The sequence below is a fragment of the Pseudolysinimonas sp. genome, from assembly GCF_049651805.1.
Lineage (GTDB): Bacteria > Actinomycetota > Actinomycetes > Actinomycetales > Microbacteriaceae > Pseudolysinimonas_A.
In genome coordinates, this window is record NZ_JBASCU010000048.1 from 1 (window position 1) to 22884 (window position 22884).

The 22884-nt window shown below is 67.6% G+C and carries 20 protein-coding genes and 1 tRNA gene; 15 read left to right on the plus strand and 6 right to left on the minus strand.

The window, feature by feature from the left end:
* The first annotated feature begins 249 nt into the window (after nucleotides 1-249).
* The 5 genes from WBL06_RS11680 to WBL06_RS11700 all read left to right on the plus strand — a co-directional run bounded on the left by WBL06_RS11680 (nucleotide 250) and on the right by WBL06_RS11700 (nucleotide 5777).
* Nucleotides 250-1254: a 3-oxoacyl-ACP synthase III family protein gene (locus WBL06_RS11680; RefSeq protein ID WP_424456260.1), complete on the plus strand. Its 1005-nt coding sequence runs from the start codon at nucleotides 250-252 to the stop codon at nucleotides 1252-1254.
* A gap of 113 nt (nucleotides 1255-1367) precedes the next feature.
* The gene (locus tag WBL06_RS11685; RefSeq protein WP_424456261.1) at nucleotides 1368-2114 is read left to right on the plus strand and encodes a glycosyltransferase family A protein; all 747 of its coding nucleotides are present in this window, start codon (nucleotides 1368-1370) and stop codon (nucleotides 2112-2114) included.
* Complete coding sequence (locus WBL06_RS11690; protein WP_424456263.1) at nucleotides 2111-3259, plus strand: cytochrome P450; 1149 nt, start codon at nucleotides 2111-2113, stop codon at nucleotides 3257-3259. The genes WBL06_RS11685 and WBL06_RS11690 overlap by 4 nt, the downstream gene beginning before the upstream one ends.
* Nucleotides 3256-4866, plus strand: coding sequence for a class I adenylate-forming enzyme family protein (locus tag WBL06_RS11695; RefSeq protein WP_424456265.1), 1611 nt, complete (start codon nucleotides 3256-3258; stop codon nucleotides 4864-4866). The genes WBL06_RS11690 and WBL06_RS11695 overlap by 4 nt, the downstream gene beginning before the upstream one ends.
* Before the next feature lie 8 nt (nucleotides 4867-4874).
* On the plus strand, nucleotides 4875-5777 hold the full coding sequence (locus tag WBL06_RS11700) for an NAD-dependent epimerase/dehydratase family protein (protein ID WP_424456267.1): 903 nt from the start codon (nucleotides 4875-4877) through the stop codon (nucleotides 5775-5777).
* 1 nt (nucleotide 5778) lies between these two features.
* Here WBL06_RS11700 and WBL06_RS11705 read toward each other — a convergent pair whose 3' ends face one another.
* The 4 genes from WBL06_RS11705 to WBL06_RS11720 are packed head-to-tail and all read right to left on the minus strand — an operon-like array spanning nucleotide 5779 to nucleotide 9649.
* Nucleotides 5779-6480 carry a potassium channel family protein gene (locus WBL06_RS11705; RefSeq protein ID WP_424456269.1) on the minus strand — a complete coding sequence of 234 codons (702 nt, stop codon included), beginning with the start codon at nucleotides 6478-6480 and terminating at the stop codon, nucleotides 5779-5781.
* Entirely contained in the window at nucleotides 6473-7837 is a 1365-nt protein-coding gene (locus WBL06_RS11710; RefSeq protein ID WP_424456271.1) for a TrkH family potassium uptake protein, read from the minus strand. Before WBL06_RS11710 ends, WBL06_RS11705 begins: the two co-directional genes overlap by 8 nt.
* Before the next feature lie 52 nt (nucleotides 7838-7889).
* The gene (locus WBL06_RS11715; protein WP_424456273.1) at nucleotides 7890-9152 is read right to left on the minus strand and encodes a cytochrome P450; all 1263 of its coding nucleotides are present in this window, start codon (nucleotides 9150-9152) and stop codon (nucleotides 7890-7892) included.
* A gap of 2 nt (nucleotides 9153-9154) precedes the next feature.
* Nucleotides 9155-9649, minus strand: coding sequence for a MarR family winged helix-turn-helix transcriptional regulator (locus tag WBL06_RS11720; protein ID WP_424456275.1), 495 nt, complete (start codon nucleotides 9647-9649; stop codon nucleotides 9155-9157).
* 84 nt (nucleotides 9650-9733) lie between these two features.
* Between WBL06_RS11720 and WBL06_RS11725 the strand changes: the two genes are divergently transcribed.
* The 9 genes from WBL06_RS11725 to WBL06_RS11765 all read left to right on the plus strand — a co-directional run bounded on the left by WBL06_RS11725 (nucleotide 9734) and on the right by WBL06_RS11765 (nucleotide 19343).
* Nucleotides 9734-9805, plus strand: a tRNA-Gln gene (locus WBL06_RS11725).
* An 87-nt stretch (nucleotides 9806-9892) separates the two neighbouring features.
* Entirely contained in the window at nucleotides 9893-10177 is a 285-nt protein-coding gene (locus WBL06_RS11730) for a hypothetical protein (RefSeq protein ID WP_424456276.1), read from the plus strand.
* Nucleotides 10178-10233: 56 nt separating this feature from the next.
* A complete protein-coding gene (locus WBL06_RS11735) occupies nucleotides 10234-10572 on the plus strand; it encodes a helix-turn-helix transcriptional regulator (RefSeq protein WP_424456278.1) in 339 nt (112 codons plus the stop codon).
* Complete coding sequence (locus WBL06_RS11740; protein ID WP_424456280.1) at nucleotides 10559-11803, plus strand: type II toxin-antitoxin system HipA family toxin; 1245 nt, start codon at nucleotides 10559-10561, stop codon at nucleotides 11801-11803. The genes WBL06_RS11735 and WBL06_RS11740 overlap by 14 nt, the downstream gene beginning before the upstream one ends.
* Nucleotides 11804-11861: 58 nt before the next feature.
* Nucleotides 11862-13430 carry a type I restriction-modification system subunit M gene (locus WBL06_RS11745; RefSeq protein WP_424456282.1) on the plus strand — a complete coding sequence of 523 codons (1569 nt, stop codon included), beginning with the start codon at nucleotides 11862-11864 and terminating at the stop codon, nucleotides 13428-13430.
* Nucleotides 13427-14593 carry a restriction endonuclease subunit S gene (locus tag WBL06_RS11750; RefSeq protein WP_424456284.1) on the plus strand — a complete coding sequence of 389 codons (1167 nt, stop codon included), beginning with the start codon at nucleotides 13427-13429 and terminating at the stop codon, nucleotides 14591-14593. The genes WBL06_RS11745 and WBL06_RS11750 overlap by 4 nt, the downstream gene beginning before the upstream one ends.
* Nucleotides 14590-17637, plus strand: coding sequence for a type I restriction endonuclease subunit R (locus tag WBL06_RS11755; protein WP_424456286.1), 3048 nt, complete (start codon nucleotides 14590-14592; stop codon nucleotides 17635-17637). The genes WBL06_RS11750 and WBL06_RS11755 overlap by 4 nt, the downstream gene beginning before the upstream one ends.
* 88 nt (nucleotides 17638-17725) lie before the next feature.
* Complete coding sequence (locus tag WBL06_RS11760; protein WP_424456288.1) at nucleotides 17726-19054, plus strand: DUF222 domain-containing protein; 1329 nt, start codon at nucleotides 17726-17728, stop codon at nucleotides 19052-19054.
* A gap of 151 nt (nucleotides 19055-19205) precedes the next feature.
* Nucleotides 19206-19343: a hypothetical protein gene (locus WBL06_RS11765; RefSeq protein ID WP_424456290.1), complete on the plus strand. Its 138-nt coding sequence runs from the start codon at nucleotides 19206-19208 to the stop codon at nucleotides 19341-19343.
* A 2-nt stretch (nucleotides 19344-19345) separates the two neighbouring features.
* Here WBL06_RS11765 and WBL06_RS11770 read toward each other — a convergent pair whose 3' ends face one another.
* Together WBL06_RS11770 and WBL06_RS11775 are read right to left on the minus strand one after the other, a co-directional pair.
* Nucleotides 19346-20116, minus strand: coding sequence for a FadR/GntR family transcriptional regulator (locus WBL06_RS11770; protein WP_424456292.1), 771 nt, complete (start codon nucleotides 20114-20116; stop codon nucleotides 19346-19348).
* Between the two features lie 27 nt (nucleotides 20117-20143).
* Nucleotides 20144-21304 (minus strand): mandelate racemase/muconate lactonizing enzyme family protein, encoded by a 1161-nt coding sequence (locus WBL06_RS11775; RefSeq protein WP_424456294.1) that lies wholly within the window; start codon nucleotides 21302-21304, stop codon nucleotides 20144-20146.
* Nucleotides 21305-21479: 175 nt separating this feature from the next.
* Between WBL06_RS11775 and WBL06_RS11780 the strand changes: the two genes are divergently transcribed.
* Nucleotides 21480-22856: an NADP-dependent succinic semialdehyde dehydrogenase gene (locus tag WBL06_RS11780; protein ID WP_424456296.1), complete on the plus strand. Its 1377-nt coding sequence runs from the start codon at nucleotides 21480-21482 to the stop codon at nucleotides 22854-22856.
* Nucleotides 22857-22884 lie beyond the last annotated feature (28 nt).

Here is a 22884-nt window from a genome sequence, read left to right on the forward strand (position 1 = left end):
ACCCGCGACGGCATCCTGCTCTGCCGCCACCACCACATGCTCGTCCACGACAACGGCTGGGCCATCGACCGAGACCCAGTTCACGGATTCGTCGCCATCCCACCCCGATCCGTCGACCCGCACCAGCAGCCGATCCCGATGCCGGCCCGATCCCGAGCTGTTGCGCGACTCCGAAGATGACCGGCAGCGGCCGGCGCACGAATGGCCACCCGATCAGTGTCCGCCCGAGGGGCCGCTAGGCTCCAGTCGATGTCCGCGTCGACCCGAATCGCCGGACTCGGGGTGCACCTTCCCGAGCAGGTGAGGACGACCGCCGAGACCGAGCAGCGCCTGAGAGCCGAGAACCCCGGCATGCGTTTGGCGACCGGTCTCATCTCGCGCATGACCGGGGTCGAACGCGTGCATGTCGCCCCACACGACTGGCAGGCCTCTGACCTGGCTGTGGCGGCATCCCGGCAGGCCCTTGACGAGAGCCCCGGCGACATCGACCTCGTTCTGTTCACGGCCGCAGCGCAAGACCTCGTCGAACCCGCCACCAGCCACATCGTCGCCGCCAAGCTCGGGCTCACCGCCCCGGTGATGGACGTCAAGAACGCCTGCAACTCGGTGATCAACGGCCTGCAGGTCGCGGATGCGCTCATCCGCACCGGGCAGTACCGGCGAGTGCTCGTCGCCAGCGGCGAGAAGACGTCGGTGTCGGTGCGCTGGCGGCTGAGCGACCCGAAGCAGTTTCTGCCGTCGTTCCCCGGCTACGTGATGGGGGATGCCGGCGCCGCGGTGGTGCTAGAGGCCTCCGACGATCCCGACTCGGGCATCCGTGCCTCGCGGTTCTACGCGGCGTCGCGGCACTGGGCCGTCGGCACGCTGCCCGGCGGCGGCACGATGCGCACCCACGATCCCGATGCCAACTACTTCGACATGGACGGCGCGGGGCTGCAGCGGGCGTTCCTCGAACTCGGCCCGGAACCGGTCGAGCGGATGCTGCGCGAGACCGGCTACACGATGGACGATTTCGACCTCGTCGCCATCCACCAGGTCGCCCTGCCGTACCTCGCGCCCGTCTTCGAGCGGCTCGGGGTGCGCGACGACCGCACCATCGTCACCGTCGCGGAGCACGGCAACATCGCCTCGGCGACCCTGCCGCTGCAACTGCGGCTCGCCCGGGAGCGCGGCATGGTCGGCCCCGGGTCGCTCGTGCTGATGATCGGCCTCGCCGGCGGGATCTCCCTCGGGCTGATGGTGGTGCGGCTGTGACCACCCCTCGGCGGTCGAGTAGCCGCCGCAGGCGGCGTGTCGAGACCCCACCCGCGAGTAACTCGCAGGCGGGTCTCGACACGCGCCCTGCGGGCGCTACTCGACCACCGATAATGGCTGTCATCGTTCCCGTGTATGACGAGGCCACAGGCATCCGTCCCACTCTCGAGGCGCTCGCGGGGCAGCACGACGGCGACTTCGACGTGGTGTTCGTCGACAACGGGTCGCGGGATGGGTCGGCCGACGTCATCCAGGCGTTCATCGCCGAGCGCGGGCTGACGAGGTGGCGCGTGATCGGCGAGCCGCAGAAGGGCACCGGCGCTGCCGCCGACACCGGGATGCGCGCCGCGATCGAGGCGGGGGCGACGCTGCTCGCGCGTACGGACGCCGACTGTCTGCCGCGCGCCGACTGGACCGCCGCGATCCGTCGCGCGTTGACCGAACGGGGTCTCGGCCTCGTCGGCGGCGAGCTCGTGCCCCGCCGCGACGAGGGTACGTCGCTGGTGACGCGTGCGGTGCTGCGCGGGGCGGTGCACCTCGCGGAAGCGTTCGGCCGCATCCGGTCGGGCAACCGCGGAAGCGAGTATCTCGGGCCCTACATGATGGCGGCCGGCTGCAACGTCGGCATCACCGCCGAGCTGTACCTCGCGGCGGGCGGGTTTCCGCGCACCAAGATCGAAGACCTGCACGAAGACCGCGCCCTCGTCAACGCCGTTCGCCGCCTCACCCGCGCCTACGCCCGCCGATCGGATGTCGTCGTCTACGGCTCATCCCGGCGAGTGAGGGCGTGGGGCCTGAAGAACACCCTGCTCTGGTACAAAGACCACGCCTACCGCCCGGAGCACGTGGACATCCGATGAGCCTGACCGACGCCCGCCGCTGGGAACAGCGCGTGATGCGCGCGGCGCATCCGATCGCCTTTCCGCTGTTGTCGGCGATGCGCGGGCCGGTGCGTCGCATCCCGGGCCTCGGGGTGCTCGTGAAGGATGCCGCGCTGCTGCGGGCGACCCTGATGGACACCGAGGGGTTCACCAAGAATGGCCCGGGCGCTCCGAGCGACCTGTGGACGCCGGTGCTCGGACCGAGCGTGCTGCTCAACATGGAGGGTGCCGAGCACGGGGCGCTGCGCCGGAAGCTGGGCCCGTTGTTCGCCCCCGCGTTCGTGGATGCGCTCGTCGCGTCGAGTCTCGGGGAGGCGACTCGCGAGCTTGCGGATGCGCTGGCTCGGGGCGACGGGGTGGATCTCGTCGCACACTCGCGCCGCTCCGCCTCGGCAGTGATCGCGAAACTCGTCGGCCTCGACGCCTCGGTCGTCGACGACGAACTCTTCGCGCGGGTGTCGCGGGTCACCGGGTTCGTCACCCTCGCCCGTCCGCGACTCACTCCGCCTCAGCTCGCGGTCGCGCGCGGCATCCTCGCCGAACTGGGGGAACACGCGAAGCGCGCGTACGCGGGCGACGAGTCGACGGTGCCCGGGCGGATGCGCGCCCTCGGGCTCGACGAACGCGAAGCCCTCGGGGCGGTCGCCGCCTTCGTGCTCACCGGCACCGAGACGATCGTGTCGTACGTGCCGCGGCTCGCGGCGATCCTCATCGACTCGGGCTGGTTGCCGCGGCTCGCCGCTTCCCCTGAGTATGTCGATGCGGCGGTGGCCGAGGGGCTGCGCGTCACCACCCCGTCACCGATGATGTTGCGCTCGGTGGTGGCACCCCGCACGATCGGCCGGGTCGCGGTGCGACCGGGGGAGCGGATCCTGCTCGGCACCTATTGGGCCAATCGCGCTCTCGGTGAGTTCGATCCCGCGACGAACCCGGCGGCGCAGCTCAAGCAACTCTGGTTCGGTGCGGGCACCCACTACTGCCTCGGTGCGCCGCTGGCGATGGCGCAGATCCGGCTCACCCTCGACGCCCTGCTCGAGACCCCAACCCTGCGGGTGGTGTCGCGGCGCCCGTCGCGCGGCGTGCTCATCCCCTCCTACGCGTCGCTCCACCTGGAGCGATCGTGAGCGACCTTCTGGATGCCGTACTCGCCTCCTGCGACGCGAATGGGTCGCACCCGGCCCTCTCTCGGTGGTCGAGTAGCGGCCGACGGCCGCGTGTCGAGACCCACACATACGCAGGGCTCCGGACGGCGATACGTTCTACGGCGGCGGGGCTGCAAGCCTCCGGGATGCAGCGAGGCGACCGCGTGCTCTTCTCCCTCCGCCCCGGCCCGGATGCCGTCATCCTCGCCCTCGGTATCGTGCTCGCCGGCGGCACCGTCGTGTTCGCCGACCCGGGTGCGGGCGAAGCGCTGTTCCGCGCGCGCGCGGCCCTCGCCGCCCCGAAGTGGGTCGCCGCGGAGTCGCTGCTCTACCTCGCGTCGACCCCCCTGCTGAGGCCGATCGCCCGTCGGCGGGGTCTCGAGCTCGCCCCCTACGCCCGCCTCGTTCCGGATGCCCGCCACCTCTACTCCGGCCCCTGGCTCCCCGGAGTCCCGCGCGGCGCCACCTCCATCCGCGACTTTTCGCGCGGATCGAGCGGCGACGCGGACGAAAAGTCGCGGATGGAGCAACCAGCGGCGGCGCGGGATAGCGATGAGGCGCTCATCGTGTTCACGTCGGGTACCACGGAGGCTCCGCGTGCGGTGGTGCACACGCGCGGGTCGCTCGGGGCGGGGCTCGCGGATGTCGCTGCCGCCAGTGTGCGAGCAGGCCAACGCGTCGTGACCGACCAGTTGATGGTCGGCATCCCGGCGCTCATCGCGGGTGCCCACTGGATCATGCCGACGCCGGGACTCGAGCCCGGGGCGTCACCGGAGAAGTACCTCGGGCTGCTGCCCGACGCCGAAGTGCTGTTCACTTCGGCGGCGGCGCTTGACGCGATCCTGCGGTTACTCGACACGCAACCCGAACTCGCCCCAACGCAGCTCGAGACGCTGATTCTCGGCGGCGCTCCGGTGCTGCGTCCGCTGCTGGAGCGGGCGTTCGACCGCTTTCCCGGCGCGAGCATCCGCGCCGTGTACGGGATGACCGAGATCCTCCCGGTCGCGATCGCCGACGGCGCCGAGAAGCTCGCGCGCCCGCCCGGGGAGGGCGACTACGCCGGGCGCCTGGTGCCGAGCGTGCGCGCCCGGATCGAGGCCGGGGAGCTGGTGCTCGCCGGCCCCGGCATGGCATCCGGCTACCTCGGCGAACCACCACTCATCGAGGTGCGCACCGGCGACCTCGCCCGCGTCGACGGCGACGAGCTCGTGCTGCTCGGCCGCACGAAAGACATGTTCATCCGCGGCACGCAGAACGTGTATCCGGGGCTGTACGAGCCGGTGATCGCCGGCATCCCCGGGGTTCGCGAGGCGGTCATGACGGGGGTGCCCGACGCGATCGGCGACGACCGCATCGTCGTGCTCGTGGTTCCCGCGGTCGACCCGCCGGCAGCCATCGATGACCGGCATCCGCTCGCCCGGTCGGTCGCGCGGGCACTCCCGGGGCTCATCGACGCCGGCGTCGTTCCGGATGCCGTGTTCGCTTCTCCGGAATTTCCGCGCTCCGGGCGCTCGAGAAAACTGGATCGCCGGGCAATCGCTCGGCAGCTCTCCGGGGAAGCACTCCGAAACTCCGGAGAAACGCAGTGAGGATCGCGGTGACCGGGGCGAGCGGATTCATCGGGGGAGCGGTGGCGACGGCGCTCGCGGAAGAACATCACGAGGTCGTCGGCTTCGGTCGCCGACCGCACGGCTGGTCGCATCCGCATGCCCGCTACCGCGTCTGGGATCTCGACACCGGCCCGCTGCGCGCCGACCGCGACTTCGAGGCGGTCGTGCACTGCGCGGCGCTCGCCGACGACTGGGCGGCCCTCGCCGCCGCGTTGCGGGCCAACCGCGACGGCACCCGCACGGTGGTGCGCAGCTTCCCGGGCGCGCGCATCGTGCACCTCTCGACGTCGAGCGTGTACGACGCGTTCGTGCCCAACATCGGCGTGCCTGAGTCGGCGGCGCCGGTGCGACGGTTCCTCTCGACCTACGCGGAATCGAAGACCTACGCGGAGTTCGAGCTGGCGGGTGCGGATGCCGTCATCCTGCGACCCCACGCCGTCTACGGCCCGGGCGACACGACGCTGCTGCCGCGGCTGATCGCGGGGGTGCGGCGGGGACGCCTGGTGCTGCCCGAGGGCGCCGAGGTGCGGCATTCGCTCACCCACATCGACAACCTCGTGCTCGCCGTGCGGCGGGCGCTCGATCCGTCGACGCCGCGCGGCACCTACAACATCGCCGACGACTCCCCGGTGGTGCTCGCCGCCGTGCTGCGGGAGGTATTCGAGCGCCGCCGGATGCGGGCGCGGATCGCATCGATCCCGTACCGGTCGGCGTTCGCGCTCGCGGCATCCCTCGAGATGGGCGCCCGCATCCGTCGTCGCCGCCCTGCGCTCACCCGCTACGCCGTGAGCCAGGTCGGCATGGAACGCACCCTCGACCTCACCGCCGCCCGCACCCGGCTCGGCTACCACCCGACCCCGACGACTCTGGAGGGTGCCGAGCACTGGTGAGTCAGCGCAGCTGGCTGAACGCCTCCGCCTTGCGCGTCTCGCCGGCGACCAGGATGACGTCCTGCGATCCCAGCACGGTTTCGGCGGTGGTGTAGGTCCACCGTTCGCCGGGGCGCTTCACCGCGGTCACCGTTACGCCGTACGTCGACCGGATGCCGAGCTGGCCGAGCGGGCTGCCCACGAACGCGGCACCGGGCTTGGTCTTGACGAGCGCGAAGTCATCACCGATTTCGAGGTAGTCCTGCATCGACCCGCGCACGAGGTGGGCGACGCGTTTGCCCATCTCCTTCTCGGGGTAGATGACGTGTTGCACCCCGAGTTGCTCGAGGATGCGGCCGTGCGCATCGCTCACCGCTTTCGCCCAGAGGTGTTGTGGGTGGAACGACAACAGCAGAGAGCTGGTGAGGATGCTGGCTTGCACGTCGCTGCCGATGGCGACGACGATGCGCTCGAATTCGGGAACGGAGAGCTGGCGCAGCACCTCTTCCTTGGTCGAGTCCGCCATGACGACGTGGCTCAACTGCCCGTTGAGGCTCTGCACGATGTCTTCGTCGGTGTCGATACCGAGCACCTCGGTGCCGCTCGCCATCAGTTCGAGTGCGAGGGCGCGGCCGAACCGGCCGAGACCGATGACGGCGACCGAGTTCGCGGCGGCGATCCGCCCCAGGTCGCCGCGGGCACCTGTCTTTCGCTGGTTAGCCAATGATGGGCCTCTCTTTCGGAAGTTGGTACAGGATCGACCGCGGGCGCAGGGCGAGCGCGGTCGCGAAAGTGATGGGCCCGAGCCGGCCGAGGAACATCAGCATCACCAGGATGAGCTGCGCCGGCACGGGCAGCGAGGCGGTGATGCCGGTTGACAGCCCGACGGTGCCGAACGCCGAGATCGCCTCGAACAGCACCCGGTCGAGGTCGAGTCCGCTGATGATCATCATCGCGATGGTGCTGCCGATCACGAGGGCGACGGAGGCGAGCACGACGGCGATCGCCTGCCGGTGAACGGCCCGCGAGAGTCGCTTGCCGAAGATGTTGACGACTCCGTCGCCGCGCATCTCGGCGATGAGGATGAACAGCAACACCCCGAACGTCGTCACCTTGATGCCGCCCGCGGTGCCGGCCGGGCCGCCGCCGATGAACATGAGCACATCCATGCCGAGCAGGGTCGCGCCGCCGAGCTGACTGATGTCGACGCTGTTGAACCCGGCAGTGCGGGTCTGCACCGACTGGAAGAAGCCGGCGAGGATGCGGTCGGGCCACGCGAGGTCGCCGAGCGTCGCGGGGTTGTTCCATTCGAGCGCGGTGATGAAGGCGGTGCCGAGCACGAGGAGGGACGCGGTGAAGACGAGCACCAGGCGGGTGTTCATGCTCCACAGCAGGGGGCGACGGAAGCGTTTGCGCAGTTCGAGAATGACCGGGAATCCGAGGCCACCGAGGATCACCGACGCGCACAGGGTGAGGCTGATCACCGGGTCGCTGACGAAGCCCATCATCGAGTCGCTGAACAGCGCGAACCCGGCGTTGTTGAACGACGAGATGCCGTGGAACACGCCGAGCCAGATCGCCTCGCCGGGGGCGTAGCCGTAGGTGAACGCGAACCGCAGCGCGAAGATGCTCGCCACGATCGCTTCGATCAACAGCGACACCTTGACGACGCCGAGCACGAGCCCGCGCACCTCGTCGAGGCCGACGGACTTCGTCTCGGTTGCGGCGTTGAGCCGCGACCGGAACGACAGTCGCCGCACGACCACGAGTCCCACGAACGAGGCGAAGGTCATCACACCGAGGCCGCCGAGCTGGATGAGGACGAGAATGACGACCTGCCCGAAGGGCGTCCAGTAGGTTGCGGTGTCGACGATGACGTGCCCGGTGACGGCGAGTGCCGACACGGCGGTGAAGAGCGACTCGACCCACGTGGCGCTGCCCGGGTCGACTTTCGCGAACGGCAGCAGCAGCAAGCCGGTGCCGGCGAGGGTGGCGGCGGTGAATGCTCCGAAGATCACTTGTGCGGGATGGAACCGCCGCTGGCGACGTGGTCGCACCGCATCGCGGCCGCTGAACTGCACCGATGAAACCTACTCCTATTGCGGCCCGGTCTCGACACGCGCCCTGCGGGCGCTACTCGACCACCGAGATGGGAGCCTTCTGCACCACCAGGGACGCGTAGGCGGGGATGAGCACGCGGCGGCCGTAGCGGCGGGAGACAACTCGGAAGGGCCGCCCGTCGCCGAGCAACAGGTCGACGATCGCGCCGAGCTCGGCTCGAGCCAGCGGCCCGCCGAGGCACAGGTGCCGCCCGGCGCCGAACCAGAGCTGGCGGTGTTGCGGCAGGTAGGGCCGGTCGATGCGGTACGGGCCGGCGAGGTTGTTGGCCGTCCAGGTGAGCACCATCACCCGTTCACCCGCCCGCAGGGTGCGGCCCGCCACCGACACGTCGGCGAGCACCGAGCGCCCGATCAGCGGCGCAGGCGACGTGACCCGTAGCGCCTCGCGGATGGCGTCATCCCGATGGTGGGGCATCGCCAGCAGCCGGTGCTGCTCGCCCGAGTCATACAGCAGCGCCGCGGTGCGGGCCATCGCGGAGGCCGCGGTCTCGGTTCCGGCGACCATGAGCAGCGTCGAGAGACCCTGCGTCTCCTGCACGGTCAGGCCGATCTCGCGGCAGCGCCCGATGATCGTGTCGGGATGCGCGGTGGCGAAGACATCCCCGATGTGGCCCGTGAGCCGTTCGACGATGTCGCGCGCGACGGCGATCTTCGCGGGCGGCAGGGTGGTGTCGGCGGTCGTGCCGAGGGCGATGGATGCCAGCTGCTCACCGGTGGCGAAGATGTCGCGGTAGGCGTCATCCCCCCGGCTGTCGTCTACCGGCAGCCCGAGCAGGGTGACCACCATGTGCCCGACGAGCACGCGCGACAGGTCGGCGAGGTCGAGTTGGGCGCCCGCCTCGAAGGATGCCCGCGCTTCCGCGAGCCGGTCGCCCCACGCCCGCGCCACGAAGGCGGCGGAGGTCTTCTCGGTGAACAGCTCGCGGCTGCGGGTGCGCAGGTCGTGGTGCCCAGGTCCGTCGAACAGGTCGTACACCCAGTCGCCCAGGATCTGCGCCCACAGGTGCCCGACGCCGCCCTCGGAGAGCAGGGTGAGGTGCTCGGGGTCGTTGAGCAGTGCCCGGGCGGTGCGCGGGTCGGCGGTGATCCAGCCGAGGCTCGGCACCTTCATGATCGGCTTGGCGAACTGGCCGAGCCAGTTGAGCACGGGAAGCGCCGGGCGAGCGGCGCTCAGCAGCCGGTGTTCGTGCGCAGCGGCGCCGGTGCCGATGCCGTCGCGCCACAGCGAGAGCCGCCGCTCCCGGGGCGGCGACGAGAGATCTTCGGCGACGGGCACAGTCAGTCGTCGAAGTCGAGACTGAGTTTCCGCAACAGACCGCTGAGGCGCTCCTGGTCGGCGCGCGACAGCCCGGCGAGCATCTCGGCTTCATCGGTGACGAGCACCGAGATCGCGGCATCCACCTGCCGGCGGCCGGCATCCGTCATCACGACCAGCACCCCGCGCCCGTCGTGCGGGTCGGTGCGACGCTCGACGAGCCCGCGTTCGACGAGCCGGTCGATGCGGTTCGTCATCGTGCCACTCGACACGAGCGTCTGCTGCAACAGCGCCTTCGGGCTCAACTGCGATGGGTGCCCCGCGCGGCGGAGGGCTGCGAGCACGTCGAACTCCCACGACTCCAGACCGGATGCGGTGAACGCCGAGCGGCGCGCCCGGTCGAGGTGCCGGGCCAACCGATCGACCCGCGACAGCACCTGCAAGGGCGCGAAGTCGATGTCGGGCCGCTCACGCGACCACGCGTCGACGATGCGGTCGACCTCGTCGGATGGGGGCACTCGCCCATTATCCGTGGCCCGGTGGCGCCGGCCCGCCACACGGGCTGGCAAGCTAGATGGGCGCCCGGTGAGCCGGGTTCGTGATCCGCCTTGGTGTAACGGCAGCACGACGGCCTTTGGTGCCGTTAGGTCCAGGTTCGAATCCTGGGGGCGGAGCAATGAGTCAGGCATAGAATCGCTCCACGTTCCGCCACAAGCGGGACGTATCACAACGCATGTCCACAAGACGTGAGGAGCTTTTCAATGATGAACACGCTTGCCGTCGCGATCGATCTGCCCGATCGCTTGACCGCCGACATCCTCGACCCAGGTCGCGTCGCAGCGCTGCTCGACATCGTGCGCCGCGAGGGCATCGACGTTCGCGTCGTGCGCGAGGTGCATGAGTGGAATGGGTCCACCGGGATGGTCACCTCGCACCTGACGTGCATCGTCGACGGCGGTGAGATCACAGCTGTCGGGGTTGCCCGCGAGCGAGGTGAGGCGTCGATGCTCGCGATCCTGTCGGCCGTCGGTTCTGCCCTGTGCTGATCGCGAAGTGATGTTATCCTTTCTCTTAACCGCCTTAAGAGAAAGGATAATGCAGCATGGCCAAGCATGAGGTAGCTATCTCGCCCGTCGCCCGCGACGCGATCATCACGCTCGGCCAGCGCATCAAGGTTGCTCGTATCCAGCGCGGTTGGACCATTGCCGACCTCGCCGCTCGCAGCCTCATCTCTGCGCCGACGATCCGAAACATCGAGGCGGGCGCCACGGGCACCGCGGTCGGGACCGTGTTTCACGTGGCCTTCCTCGTCGGAATGCCAGTGTTCGGAATCGACGACCCGGCCGAACTTGCGCGCCTCCGGCGCGAAGGTGAAGACACGCTCGCCCTGCTCCCTGCGCGGGTGCGCACGAGTCGAGACGATGTCGATGACAACTTCTAACCAGCGCCCGGAGACGGCCTACGTCTGGACATGGCTCCCAGGCGCCACCGAGCCCGTCATCGCGGGTCGGGTCGACGAACGAGCCGGGTTCGTGACCTTCACCTACGCGCTCTCGTACCGCCAGCGCCCCGACGCGATCAGCCTCTACACCCCAGAGCTGCCGCTGCGGCCCGGCACCTTCGAACCAGCAGACGGCCTCACCATCCCCGGCAGCCTGCGTGATGGCAGCCCCGATTCGTGGGGGCGGAGCGTAATCCGCTACCACCAGCGCGCTGCGGAGCAAGACATCACCGAGATCGGGTATTTGCTGCTGTCGGGCACCAATCGATTCGGGGCCAACGACTTCCAGATCTCGCGCACCGACTACGTCCCTCGGCTCGACACCGCGTCGCTCGACGAACTCGTTGAGGCCGCGACTCGAATCAACGAAGGCAAGCCGGTCAGCGAGCCTCTGGCCGACGCGCTTCAACACGGCACGGCGATCGGGGGTGCCCGCCCGAAGGTGCTGCTGCGCGGCGACGACGGCGTCGAATGGATCGCGAAGCTCTCATCCTCATCTGACCAGGCGTTCTCGGTGGTGCGGTCGGAGGCGACCTATTTGGAACTCGCCCGACGCGTGGGCATCCGTGTTCCCACCACGAAGCTCATCCGTTCCGCAGGCCGAGACGTGCTGCTGGTTGAGCGTTTCGACCGTATACCTGGGGGCGGGCGTCGGCACGTCGTCTCGGGGCTCACCATCGCCCGGCTGGACGAGATGAACGGCCGGTATGCCACGTACCCGCAGATCCTCGAGGGCATCCGTTCCCGCGGGCGCACCGGGTTCGTCGACCCCGGGCCCGAGTTTTTCGACCGCATCGCCTTCAATATCGCGGTCGGCAACAGCGACGACCACGCCCGCAATCACGCGGCGTTCTGGGACGGCACCGAGCTAGAGCTCACGCCCGCATACGACCTCGCACCCAATGCGCGCAGCGGAGAAACCTCGACTCAGGCCCTCGCGTTTGACTCGCAGGGAAAGGAACGTTCCTCGCAGTTCTCTGCACTGGTGCGCCACGCGCGCGAGTACGGACTCGACCGCACCGACGCGGCGGCCCGCGTGGACCTGCTCGTAGATGGCATCGAGCGAAACTGGGATGCCGCAGCTGAGATCGGCGAACTGAGTGCCAACGACAAGGCCTACCTGTGGCGACGGCAAGTGCTCAACCCCTACGCGTTCTACGCCGAACCCTGACCCGAGGCGGCCCGCCCGACCCCTCAGAGTCTGCCCCCGTCGGTAGGTTGGACCCACCATGACGCCGACGACCAAAGAGGCTCAGCGAGCCGAGCTGCACAAGACCATCTGGCGTATCGCCAACGACCTGCGGGGCTCGGTCGACGGCTGGGACTTCAAGAGCTACGTGCTGGGGATGCTGTTCTACCGCTTCATCTCCGAGAACCTCACGGTGTACATCACGAAGCTCGAGCACGCGGCCGGCGATGCCGCCTTCGACTACGCCGCACTGGATGACGCCCAGGCAGAGTTCGGCCGCGTCGAGACGGTGAAAGAGAAGGGCTTCTACATCCTTCCCTCGGAGCTGTTCGTCAACGTGCGCCGCCGGGCGAAGCAGGATGAGAACCTCAACGAGACGCTGCAACGGGTGTTCCGCAACATCGAGGGTTCGGCGGTCGGCACCGACTCCGAGGATGACCTCAAGGGCCTGTTCGACGACCTCGACGTGAACAGCGCGAAGCTCGGGCAGAGCGTCGCGAAGCGCAACGAGAAGCTCGTGAAGCTGCTGGACGCCATCGGAGACCTGCCGCTCGGCAACTTCGAAGACAACTCCATCGACCTCTTCGGCGACGCTTACGAGTACCTCATGCAGATGTACGCGTCGCAGGCCGGCAAGTCGGGCGGCGAGTACTACACGCCGCAAGAGGTGTCAGAGCTGCTGGCCCGCATCACCGTCGTCGGCAAGACGCAAGTGAACAAGGTCTACGACCCGGCCGTCGGATCGGGCTCGCTGCTGCTGAAGTTCGCTAACGTGCTCGGCAAAGAGAACGTGCGGCAGGGCTTCTTCGGCCAGGAGATCAACCTCACCACCTACAACCTCGCCCGCATCAACATGTTCCTGCACGACGTGAACTACGAGCACTTCAACCTCGCTCACGGCGACACGCTGACGGAGCCGGCCCACTGGGACGATGAGCCGTTCGAGGCGATCGTCTCCAACCCGCCCTACTCGATCAAGTGGGAGGGCGACGCCAACCCGCTGCTCATCAACGACCCGCGCTTCGCCCCCGCCGGCGTACTCGCACCGAAGTCGGCCGCCGACCTCGCCTTCACGATGCACATGCTCTCGTGGCTCGCCGTCAACGGCACCGCCGCGATCGTGCAGTTCCCCGGAGTGATGTACCGCGGCGGAGCGGAGCAGAAGATCCGCAAGTACCTCATCGACAACAACTATGTGGATGCCGTCATCCAGCTGCCGGCGGACCTCTTCTTCGGCACAACAATCGCCACGTGCATCCTGGTGCTGAAGAAGTCGAAGAAGACGAACGACGTGCTCTTCATCGACGCCTCGGCGGAGTTCACGCGCATCGGCAACAAGAACAAGCTCCTGCTCGAGCACCAGCAGAAGGTGCTGGATGCCTTCGCAGCACGAGAGGATGCCGACCACTTCGCGAGGGTCGTGCCGAACACGGAGATTGTTGAGCGCGACTACCTGATTTCCGTCTCGTCGTACGTCGATAAGGAGGACACTCGCGAGGTCGTTGACATCACGACGCTCAATGCTGAAATCGCGCGAATCGTGCTGCGTCAGGCCGAGCTCAGAACCTCGATCGATGAAATCCTCGCGAGACTGGAAACCACCCCGTGAGCCGAGTCGACGATCTGCACGTTCGGTTTCCGGTGGGCGGCGCGCCGTACTTCAAGATCGGCGACATCGCTCAGGTCGGCACCGGGAGTAGCGACCGCAAGGACGCGACGGATGCAGGTCGCTACCCCCTCTACGTTCGCTCGAAGGAGGTCCTCCGAGGCGACACATACGAGTACGACGAAGACGCCATTCTCATACCAGGGGAAGGGGGCGTCGGGGAGATCTTTCACTATGTCCAGGGTCGCTACGGCCTCCACCAACGGGCGTACCGGATCCGCTTCGACGATCCTGCGATAGACACCAAGTTCGCCTACTACTACTTTTCAGCGCACTTCAAGAAGTTCATTCTCGCAAAGGCTGTCACAGCCACCGTGACCTCGATCCGAAAACCGATGATCACGGAGTTTCGTATCCCGGTTCCGCAACTCGCTGTGCAGCGCGGGATCGTGAGAATTCTGGATCAATTCACGGAGCTGGAAGCGGAGCTGGAAGCGGAGCTGGAAGCGCGGCGCCGCCAGTACGAGTTCTACCGGGACCGACTTCTGAATCTCCCGCCAGAGATTCCAAGAGCTCCGCTTGGAGGATTGCTGTCAGAACCGCTGGCGAACGGCCGTTCAGTTCCCGACGGGTCCGGCTATCCAGTGCTCCGACTCACGGCACTGCGGGGCCCGGTCGTCGATGTTCGCCAACAAAAACTCGGTGCCTGGGACGAGCAGACTGCCAAGCGATTTCGAATTGAGGCTGGCGACCTCCTGGTCGCTCGGGGCAACGGCTCGAGGGACCTCCTAGCGCGTGCCTCCATGGTTCACGAGACAACGGAAGTCGCCTTCCCGGACACCATGATCCGAGTGCGCCCCGATCTTGGGTTGATTTCGCAACGGTACTTGTTCCACGTGTGGGGTAGCCGAGCAGTTCGGGCCCAAATCGCCGGATTGGCGAAAGCGTCGTCTGGCGTATGGAAGGTCAGTCAGGACGATCTTTCGCGTGTCATCTTGCCTGTGCCACCCACGGGAGAGCAAGCACGGATCGCGGGCATCCTCGACAAGTTCGACGCCCTCGTGAACGACATTTCGATCGGATTGCCCGCGGAGATCGACGCCCGTCGCCAGCAGTACGAGTACTACCGCGACAAGCTCCTAACGTTCCCCGAGGCGGCGGCGTGAGCGACGCGGGTCCGGTGAAGTACGACCCGATTGCCGTCTCTTCCGAGAGCACGGTGGTCGCCGAGTACGTGCCCGATGCGCAGGCCGCGAGTTCCTACCAGTCCGAAGCCGCACTCGAGGGTGAGTTCATCCGGCTCCTCCAGTCGCAGGCATATGAGCGCCTGACGATCACGTCTGAGGCGCAACTGGTAGCGAACTTGCGCACCCAGCTCGAGGCGCTCAATGACATCACGTTCTCCGACGCCGAGTGGGCGAAGTTCTTCGAGACGAAGATTGCCGGGCAGAACGACGGCATCGTCGACAAGACGGTACGCATCCAGGAAGACCCGGTGCAGTTGCTCGCGCGCGACGACGGCACGACGAAGAACATCACCCTGATCGACAAGCGCAACATCCACAACAACCGGCTGCAGGTGATCAACCAGTACGAGATCGACAAGGCCGCGGGCGGAGCGAAGTACGCCAACCGGTACGACGTGACGGTGCTCGTCAACGGGCTACCGATGGTGCACGTCGAGTTGAAGCGTCGAGGCGTCGACATTCGGGAGGCGTTCAACCAGATCGACCGTTACCAGCGCGACAGTTTCTGGGCCGGCTCGGGGCTGTTCGAGTACGTGCAACTGTTCGTGATCAGCAACGGCACGCTCACGAAGTACTACAGCAACACCACCCGCCGGCAGCACATCGCGGATGCGACCGGGGCCACGAAGGTCAAGAAGACCAGCAACTCTTTCGAGTTCACCTCGTGGTGGGCGGATGCCGAGAACAAGCCGATTCAAGATCTCACCGGGTTCGCGAAGACGTTCTTCGCCAAGCACACGCTGCTCAACATCCTCACCCGGTATTGCGTGCTGACCGCCGACCGGCTGCTGCTCGTCATGCGGCCGTACCAGATCGTCGCCACCGAGCGCATCCTGCAGCGCATCGAAACCTCCACCAACTACAAGAAGCTCGGCACCGTCGGGGCGGGCGGGTACATCTGGCACACCACCGGGTCGGGCAAGACCCTCACGTCCTTCAAGACGGCGCAGCTCGCCTCGCGACTGCCGGATGTCGACAAGGTGCTGTTCGTCGTCGACCGTAAAGACCTCGACTACCAGACCATGCGCGAGTACGAGCGCTTCGAGAAGGGTGCCGCCAACTCGAACACCTCGACGGCGGTCCTGAAGCGCCAGCTCGAAGACCCGAACGCGCGCATCATCATCACGACGATTCAGAAGCTCGCCAAGTTTGTCGACTCGCCGGCGAACAAGGGCCATGCGATCTACGACGGCCACCTGGTGATCATCTTCGACGAATGCCACCGGTCGCAGTTCGGCGACATGCACACCTCGATTACGAAGGCGTTCACGCGCTACAACCTGTTCGGCTTCACCGGCACGCCGATCTTCACGGCCAACATGGCATCCGGTGGCAATCCGAAGCTGAAGACCACCGAGCAGGCGTTCGGCGAGCGGCTGCATGTCTACTCGATCGTCGACGCCATCCAAGACAAGAACGTGCTGCCGTTCCGCATCGACTACGTCAACACCGTCAAAGCTCCGACGGGCATTATCGACAAGCAGGTCAGTGCGATCGACACCGAGAAGGCGCTGCTCGCGCCCGAGCGGGTGCGGCAGATCGTCGCGTACACGCTTGAGCATTTCGATCAGAAGACGCATCGCAATCAGGGGTACGCGCTCGGCGAGCGACGGGTGAAGGGGTTCAACGCGCTCTTCGCCACGGCATCCATCGACGCCGCGCGCATCTACTACAACCAGTTCGCGTCGCAGCAGCTCGGGCGCACTCCCGACCAGCGGCTCAAGGTCGGGCTGATCTTCTCCTACGCCTCCAACGAAGCGGTCGAAGACGGCGCGCTCGACGAAGAAGGCTTTGAGACGGAGGCCCTCAGCGGCGACGCCCGGTCGTTCTTGGAAGACGCGATCCAGGACTACAACGACATGTTCGGCACGTCGTTCGACACCTCAAGCGACAAGTTTCAGAACTACTACAAAGACCTCTCGCTGCGCATCAAGCAGCGCGAAATCGACCTCGTCATCGTCGTCAACATGTTCCTCACCGGGTTCGACGCGACCACCCTCAACACTCTGTTCGTCGACAAGAGCCTGCGCAGCCACGGACTCGTGCAGGCCTTCTCGCGCACCAACCGCATCCTGAACTCGGTCAAGACCTACGGCAACATCGTCACCTTCCGCGACCTCGAAGAAGAGACCAACGACGCGCTCGCGCTCTTCGGCAACAAGGAAGCGCGCGGCATCGCGGTGCTCAAGCCGTATGCCGAGTATTACGCCGACTACTCATCGAAGGTGCAGGAGTTGCTGACGGCGTTCCCGCTCGGGCAGCCGATCGTGGGGGAGACGGCGCAGAAGGAGTTCATCGCGATCTTCGGCGCCGTGCTGCGGCTGCTCAACATCCTCACCTCGTTCGACGAGTTCGAGGGCAACGAGCTGCTCACCGAACGGCAGCGGCAGGACTACCAGGGCATCTACCTCAACCTCTACGCCGAATTCCGACGGCTCAATGAGACCGAGCGGGAGTCGATCGTCGACGATGTCGTGTTCGAGATCGAACTCATCAAGCAGATCGAGATCAACGTCGACTACATCCTCATGCTCGTCGCCAAGTACCGCGACGAACGCGGCGACGGCGACGACACCGAGATCCGCGCGCAGATCACCCGCGCGGTCGACGCCTCGCCGAGCCTGCGCAACAAGAAGGACCTGATCGAAGCCTTCGTCGACTCGGTGTCGGTAACGAGCGAGATCGACGCCGAGTGGGCGGCCTTCGTCGCCGCGCGGCGGGAAGCCGAACTGCAGCAGATCATCGCCTCCGAGAACCTCAAGGCCGAGGAGACGCGCGCCTTCATTGAGACGGCCTTTCGGGATGGCGCCGTGCGGGCGACCGGAACAGCGATCACTCGGGTGCTTCCGCCGGCATCCCGATTCTCGGCCGACGGTGGTCACGGGGAGAAGAAGCAGCGCGTGCTGGTGAAGCTCGGCGAGTTCTTCGAGCGGTTCTACACGTTGACCGCGGTGGGAGAGTGAGTCCTCCACAGGGGGCGTCGCGACGAGTTATCAACGGACAGGTTCGTCTATCTAGTACATACGTTCGAATGTCGGGGAGAATGGATGCATGACCCCTCCCGTCGTGGCAACCGCCGCCGAACTGCTGCAGGCCGATCCGGCCGCGCTCGGTGACGACGCGCTGATCGCGGGATCGCTCGAACTGGCAGAGATCCGACGGCTGGTCGGTGCGAAGCAGGCCGCGTTCGCCGCCGAGATCGCCCATCGGTCGCGGCCCGAGCTCGGGTTCAGCGGGCTCGCTCAGCGCAAGGGGATGCGCAACGCCGAGAACCTCGTGCAACAGATTTCCGACACCTCCAAGCGTGACGCGATCGCCTTGGTGCGGGTGGGCACCCTGTTGACGGTGGATGCCGACCCCTGGCTCTCCGAGGTCGGCTCGGCGGTGGCCTCCGGGCGCGTTTCGATCGAGAAGGCGGATGCTATCTCGACCGGGCTCGGGTCTCCTGACGCCGACGTCGCCGCAGATGACCTCGCCGACGCCGCGGCACACCTGGTCTCCATCGCCCCGACCCTCCCTGTCGAGAAGGTTGCTGCCCGCGCTCGGGAGCTGCGCGACTCCCTCGACGTCGCCGGGGTGCGCGACCGGCACGCCAAACTCCGCGCCAAGCGCTACCTGTCGCTCATCCCGACGGCCGACGGCATGACCCGGTTGAGCGGGCTGCTCGACCCCGAGTCCGCCGCGATCGTCGGAGCCGCCTACGACGCCGCAACTTCACCACGCCGCGGCGGTCCCCGCTTCGTCGACACCGAGGCCCAGGCCGCGGCCGACGCGATCGCCGCCGACCCGCGCACGACCGGACAGATCGCGCTCGACACCTTCGTCGACCTGCTGCGCATCGGCAGCGAGGTCGACCCTGACCGTATCCTCGGCGCGAAGCGGCACTCGGTGCGGGTGCTTGTCACCGCCCGCGACCTCGCCGCCGGCACCGGGGTCGCGTTCTTCCGCGACCAGACCGAAGCGGTTCCCGTCGAAACCGCAGCCCGCACGATGTGCGACACCGGCATCCTGCCCATCGAGTTCCGAGAAGGCGCCGAAGAGGCACTCCGGCTCGGCGTCGAGAAGCGCTTCTTCAGCCCCCGGCAACGCGAAGCCCTCGCCGCCCGCGACGGAGGGTGTCGCTTCGCCGAATGCGACAGGCCGGTCTCCTGGTGTGAAAGTCACCACATCGTCCCGGTCTCCGAAGGCGGGCGCACCGACATCGACGACGGCATCCTGCTCTGCCGACACCATCACATGCTCACCCACGACAACGGGTGGAGAATCGAGCGGGATCCGACCCACGGATTCGTCGCCATCCCACCCCGCACCGAAGACCCGCGACAGCAACCGGTTCCGCTGCCTTCCCGATCCCGGGCACTGGCGCGGCTCAGAACCTGAGCCCGGCCCGCCGTCGACCGTCGCGACGAGGTTGGCCCACCGGGTTCCCGCTGCCGGTCATCCTGTATGTCGTCGGCGGCATCCTGTTCGGCGTTGGCGCCTCCGGCGCGCTCATCGGCCTGTATGGCGTCGCTCGCCGACGGGCCCGCCGGTGACGGTCCGCTCCTGCAAATCGTGCGCCTGCTCGGGTCGAGCGAGCCACGAGGTCGGGCGCGTCGTCGCGATGACGGCCGCCTGGCTCGCCAACCTCGCCGTTGCCGAGTTCGTCATCTGGCGGCGACGCCGCTGAAGCTAAGCGCCGGTGCGGGGGTTCGGCGGGCGCCGGCGAGCCCAGGCCTTGGCGATGTGATCGCGCATCGCCTGGGCAGCACCGTCGGCATCGCCGCGCACGATCGCCTCGAGAACCGCTTCGTGCTCATCGAGGGTAACGTCCATCGCGGCAGGTCCGGGCGTGCCGATGAACCGGGCGCTCTCGCGGGCCCGGGCGAACAGTATGCGGGTGATGTTGGCGGCGAGCCGGTTCTCCGACTGCTCCATGATCAGGTAGTGGAAGTCGGCGTCGGCCTGGTTGTACGCCTCGAAGTCGTCGATGCGGCGTCGGGTCTCTTCGAAGGCAGCACGAAGTGCGGCCGTGCGTTCCGGGGTCTGCTGCTCGGCAGCAGCCCGCGCCATCGAGGCCTCGAGGCTGCCGCGCACGATCGAGAGCTCGTCGAGCACCCCGAGCGAGTCGTCGTGGTCGACCATCGCCGAGAGCACGACCGGGTCGAGCACGTTCCAGGCGCTCGCCGGGTTCACGGTCGTGCCGCGCCCCTGGGCGACGACGACGAGGCCCTTCTCTTCGATGCGCTTCACCGACTCGCGGATGACGGTGCGCGACACCCCGAACTGCTGGCTGAGTTCGCCCTCCGGGGGCAGCACTTCGCCCGGTTCGAGCGTGCCGGTGACGATCGCCGCGACGAGATCGGCGACGACCGCGACGCCGAGCCGGGCGGGCGGAACGCGACCGGCGGATGCCACGAGAACGGGGCGCCGCCCGGAGCCCTGGCCAGCATCCTCGGTCATGCGATTCAGTGTAGGGCGCCCGATCTATCAGTTCCGCAGGGCGGGCGGGTCGGCCACGAGCTGTAGCCCGGCGCGCTTGGGTCGCACGTGGGGTCCGTCGTTGACGAGCCAGTCGGCCGCCGCGACAGTCCGCTTCTCGATGGCCGACTCGTCGATCGACACCCCGGCGCCGGGAGTGTCGCCGAGCACGATGCCGCCGTCGGCGAACTCCTGGTCGACGCTCACTCCGAACGGCGCTCCGAGGTCTTGCACCTCCGCAGAGAGGTGATTCGGGATGGCGGCAGCGGCGTGCGCGACGGCGTTGTTGCCGGTCAGGCCGACGGGGCTCATCGGCAGGTCGCGGCTGTGTGCGGCGAAGGCGACACGCAGAAAGTGGGTGATGCCCCAGACGCTGCCGGCCTGCACCACGTCGACGGCGCCCGCGTCGAACAGCGGCAGGTACTGCTCGAGCCCGGTCAGGTTCTCGCCGGTGGCGACCGCGGCGCGAATGGATCGGGTGAGCCGCGCGTGACCCGCGGCATCCCAGCGTCGTAGCGGCTCTTCGATCCAGGCCAGGTCGTGCACTGCCTCGACCGCGCTCACGTGGCGCACGGCCTGCTTGAGATTCCACGTCTCGTTGGCGTCGAGCATGAGCGCGGGGGTCGCAGTGTTGACGCGAAGCGCGTCGGCGATGATGCCGAGGCGGCGGATGTCGGCGGCGGCGTCTCTGCCGCCCTTGAGCTTGCCGCTGGTGAACCCTCGAGCGGCCATCGTGGCGTACCAGGCGGCGAGCCGTTCGTCGTCGAGCGCGATGTCGAGTCCGGAGGCGTAGCCGGCGACGAAGCGGTCGCGTGCTCCGAGCAGCCGCCACAACGGCTCACCTGCAGCCTTGGCTTTGATGTCCCACAGCGCCATGTCGAGGGTTCCGATGCCCCCGAAGGTCGCACCCGAGTGCCCGGCTTTGAAGACTTGCGCGAGCATCCGGTCGTAGAGCGCCACCACCGAGCGGGGGTCTTCGCCCTCGATCGCGGGAAAGATGCGCGCGATGTCGTGGTCGGACCCCATGCCGACTCCGGTGAGCCCCTCGTCGGTGTCGACGAGCACGATCGGCACGGGAGTGAGGCCCGACTCGATGTGGCCGTTGACGTCGCCGACCGGACGCCCCCAGTCGTGGAAGGAACGCAGGATGCGGTACCCCGTGATCTTCATCGACACCTTCGACGTTCTCGGCGCGCTCGTCGCAACCGGAAACAGCATACATCACACCTACGACCTCATGACGTCGATATGACCTGATAATGCTGGCCGAAGCCTCCGTCGTAGCCCGCTTCTCGAGCGCCGTAGGCTCGTTGAGTCACTTCTTCACCCGACGAGGAGCACCCGCATGGCCATCGCGACGATCAATCCGTTCACGGGGCAGACCGAGCAGACGTTCGAGCCGCATGGCGAAGCCGAGGTGGAGCGCAGGATCGCGGCAGCCGACGCCGCCTACCGTTCGCTGCGCTCGACGACGTTCGCGCAGCGCGCGGAATGGATGAAGGCCGCAGCCCAGCTCCTCGAAGACGACGTCGAGCGCGTCGCCCGCATCATCACCGTCGAGATGGGCCGCCCGATCGCGGGAGCCCGCGCCGAGGTGCTCAAGTGCGCCAAGGGAATGCGCTACTACGCCGATCACGCGGAAGAGTTTCTGGCACCCGAAACGCTCGCCGACCCGTCGGTGGTCAACGCCTCCGCCGCTGGCACCCGCTACGCCCCGATCGGGATCGTGCTGGCGGTCATGCCGTGGAACTACCCGCTCTGGCAGGTCATCCGGTTCGCCGCTCCAGCGCTGATGGCGGGCAACACCGGTCTGCTCAAACATGCGTCGAACGTGCCGCAGGCGGCCCTCTACCTCGACACCCTCTTCGAACGGGGGGGCTTTCCGGCCGGCGCCTTCCATGCCCTGCTCATCCCGGCATCCGGGGTCGAGCGGGTGCTGCGCGACCCGCGGATCAAGGCGGCAACCCTCACCGGCTCCGAACCGGCGGGACGCTCACTCGGGTCGATCGCCGGATCGGAGGTGAAGCACGTCGTGCTCGAGCTCGGGGGCTCCGACCCCTTCATCGTGCTGCCCACCGCCGACCTCGACAAAGCCAGCACCGTCGCGACCACGGCGCGCAACCAGAACAACGGCCAGTCGTGCATCGCCGCGAAGCGGTTCATCGTGCACACCGACGTCTACGACGAGTTCGTGCGGCTGTTCACCGAGAAGGTCGCGGCCCTGACGGTGGGCGACCCGCTGGACGAATCCACGGATGTCGGTCCGCTCGCGACCGAGTCGGGGCGCGACGAACTCGCCGAGCTCGTGGCGGATGCCGTCGCCAAGGGTGCGACGGTCCAGACCGGCGGCTCCGCGCCCGACCGCGCCGGCTGGTTCTACACCCCCACGGTGCTCGACGGCGTCACGCCCGCGATGCGCCTGTATCTCGAGGAGGCCTTCGGCCCGGTCGCCTCGGTCTACCGGGTGAAAGACCGCGAGGAGGCGCTGGCGATCGCCAACGGCACCACCTTCGGCCTCAGCTCTGCGGTATGGACGAACGACGCCGACGACGAGGAGTGGTTCATCCAGAACCTCGACGCCGGTGCCGTGTTCATCAACGGCATGACGATCTCGTACCCCGAGTTGCCGTTCGGTGGGGTGAAAGACTCCGGAGTCGGCCGAGAACTGGCTGCTGCCGGTATCCGCGAGTTCTGCAACCTCAAGACGGTCTGGAAGGGCTGACGGCCGCCCCGGTCTGCGGTCGCTCGGC

Excerpts from the sequence above, each read along its gene's own strand:
- WBL06_RS11680 (WP_424456260.1), top strand. The coding sequence starts at position 250 with ATGTCCGCGTCGACCCGAATCGCCGGACTCGGGGTGCACCTTCCCGAG.
- WBL06_RS11685 (WP_424456261.1), top strand. The coding sequence starts at position 1,368 with ATGGCTGTCATCGTTCCCGTGTATGACGAGGCCACAGGCATCCGTCCC.
- WBL06_RS11690 (WP_424456263.1), top strand. The coding sequence starts at position 2,111 with ATGAGCCTGACCGACGCCCGCCGCTGGGAACAGCGCGTGATGCGCGCG.
- WBL06_RS11730 (WP_424456276.1), top strand. The coding sequence starts at position 9,893 with ATGATGAACACGCTTGCCGTCGCGATCGATCTGCCCGATCGCTTGACC.
- WBL06_RS11735 (WP_424456278.1), top strand. The coding sequence starts at position 10,234 with ATGGCCAAGCATGAGGTAGCTATCTCGCCCGTCGCCCGCGACGCGATC.
- WBL06_RS11740 (WP_424456280.1), top strand. The coding sequence starts at position 10,559 with ATGACAACTTCTAACCAGCGCCCGGAGACGGCCTACGTCTGGACATGG.
- WBL06_RS11745 (WP_424456282.1), top strand. The coding sequence starts at position 11,862 with ATGACGCCGACGACCAAAGAGGCTCAGCGAGCCGAGCTGCACAAGACC.
- WBL06_RS11760 (WP_424456288.1), top strand. The coding sequence starts at position 17,726 with ATGACCCCTCCCGTCGTGGCAACCGCCGCCGAACTGCTGCAGGCCGAT.
- WBL06_RS11770 (WP_424456292.1), bottom strand. The coding sequence starts at position 20,116 with ATGACCGAGGATGCTGGCCAGGGCTCCGGGCGGCGCCCCGTTCTCGTG.
- WBL06_RS11775 (WP_424456294.1), bottom strand. The coding sequence starts at position 21,304 with ATGAAGATCACGGGGTACCGCATCCTGCGTTCCTTCCACGACTGGGGG.
- WBL06_RS11780 (WP_424456296.1), top strand. The coding sequence starts at position 21,480 with ATGGCCATCGCGACGATCAATCCGTTCACGGGGCAGACCGAGCAGACG.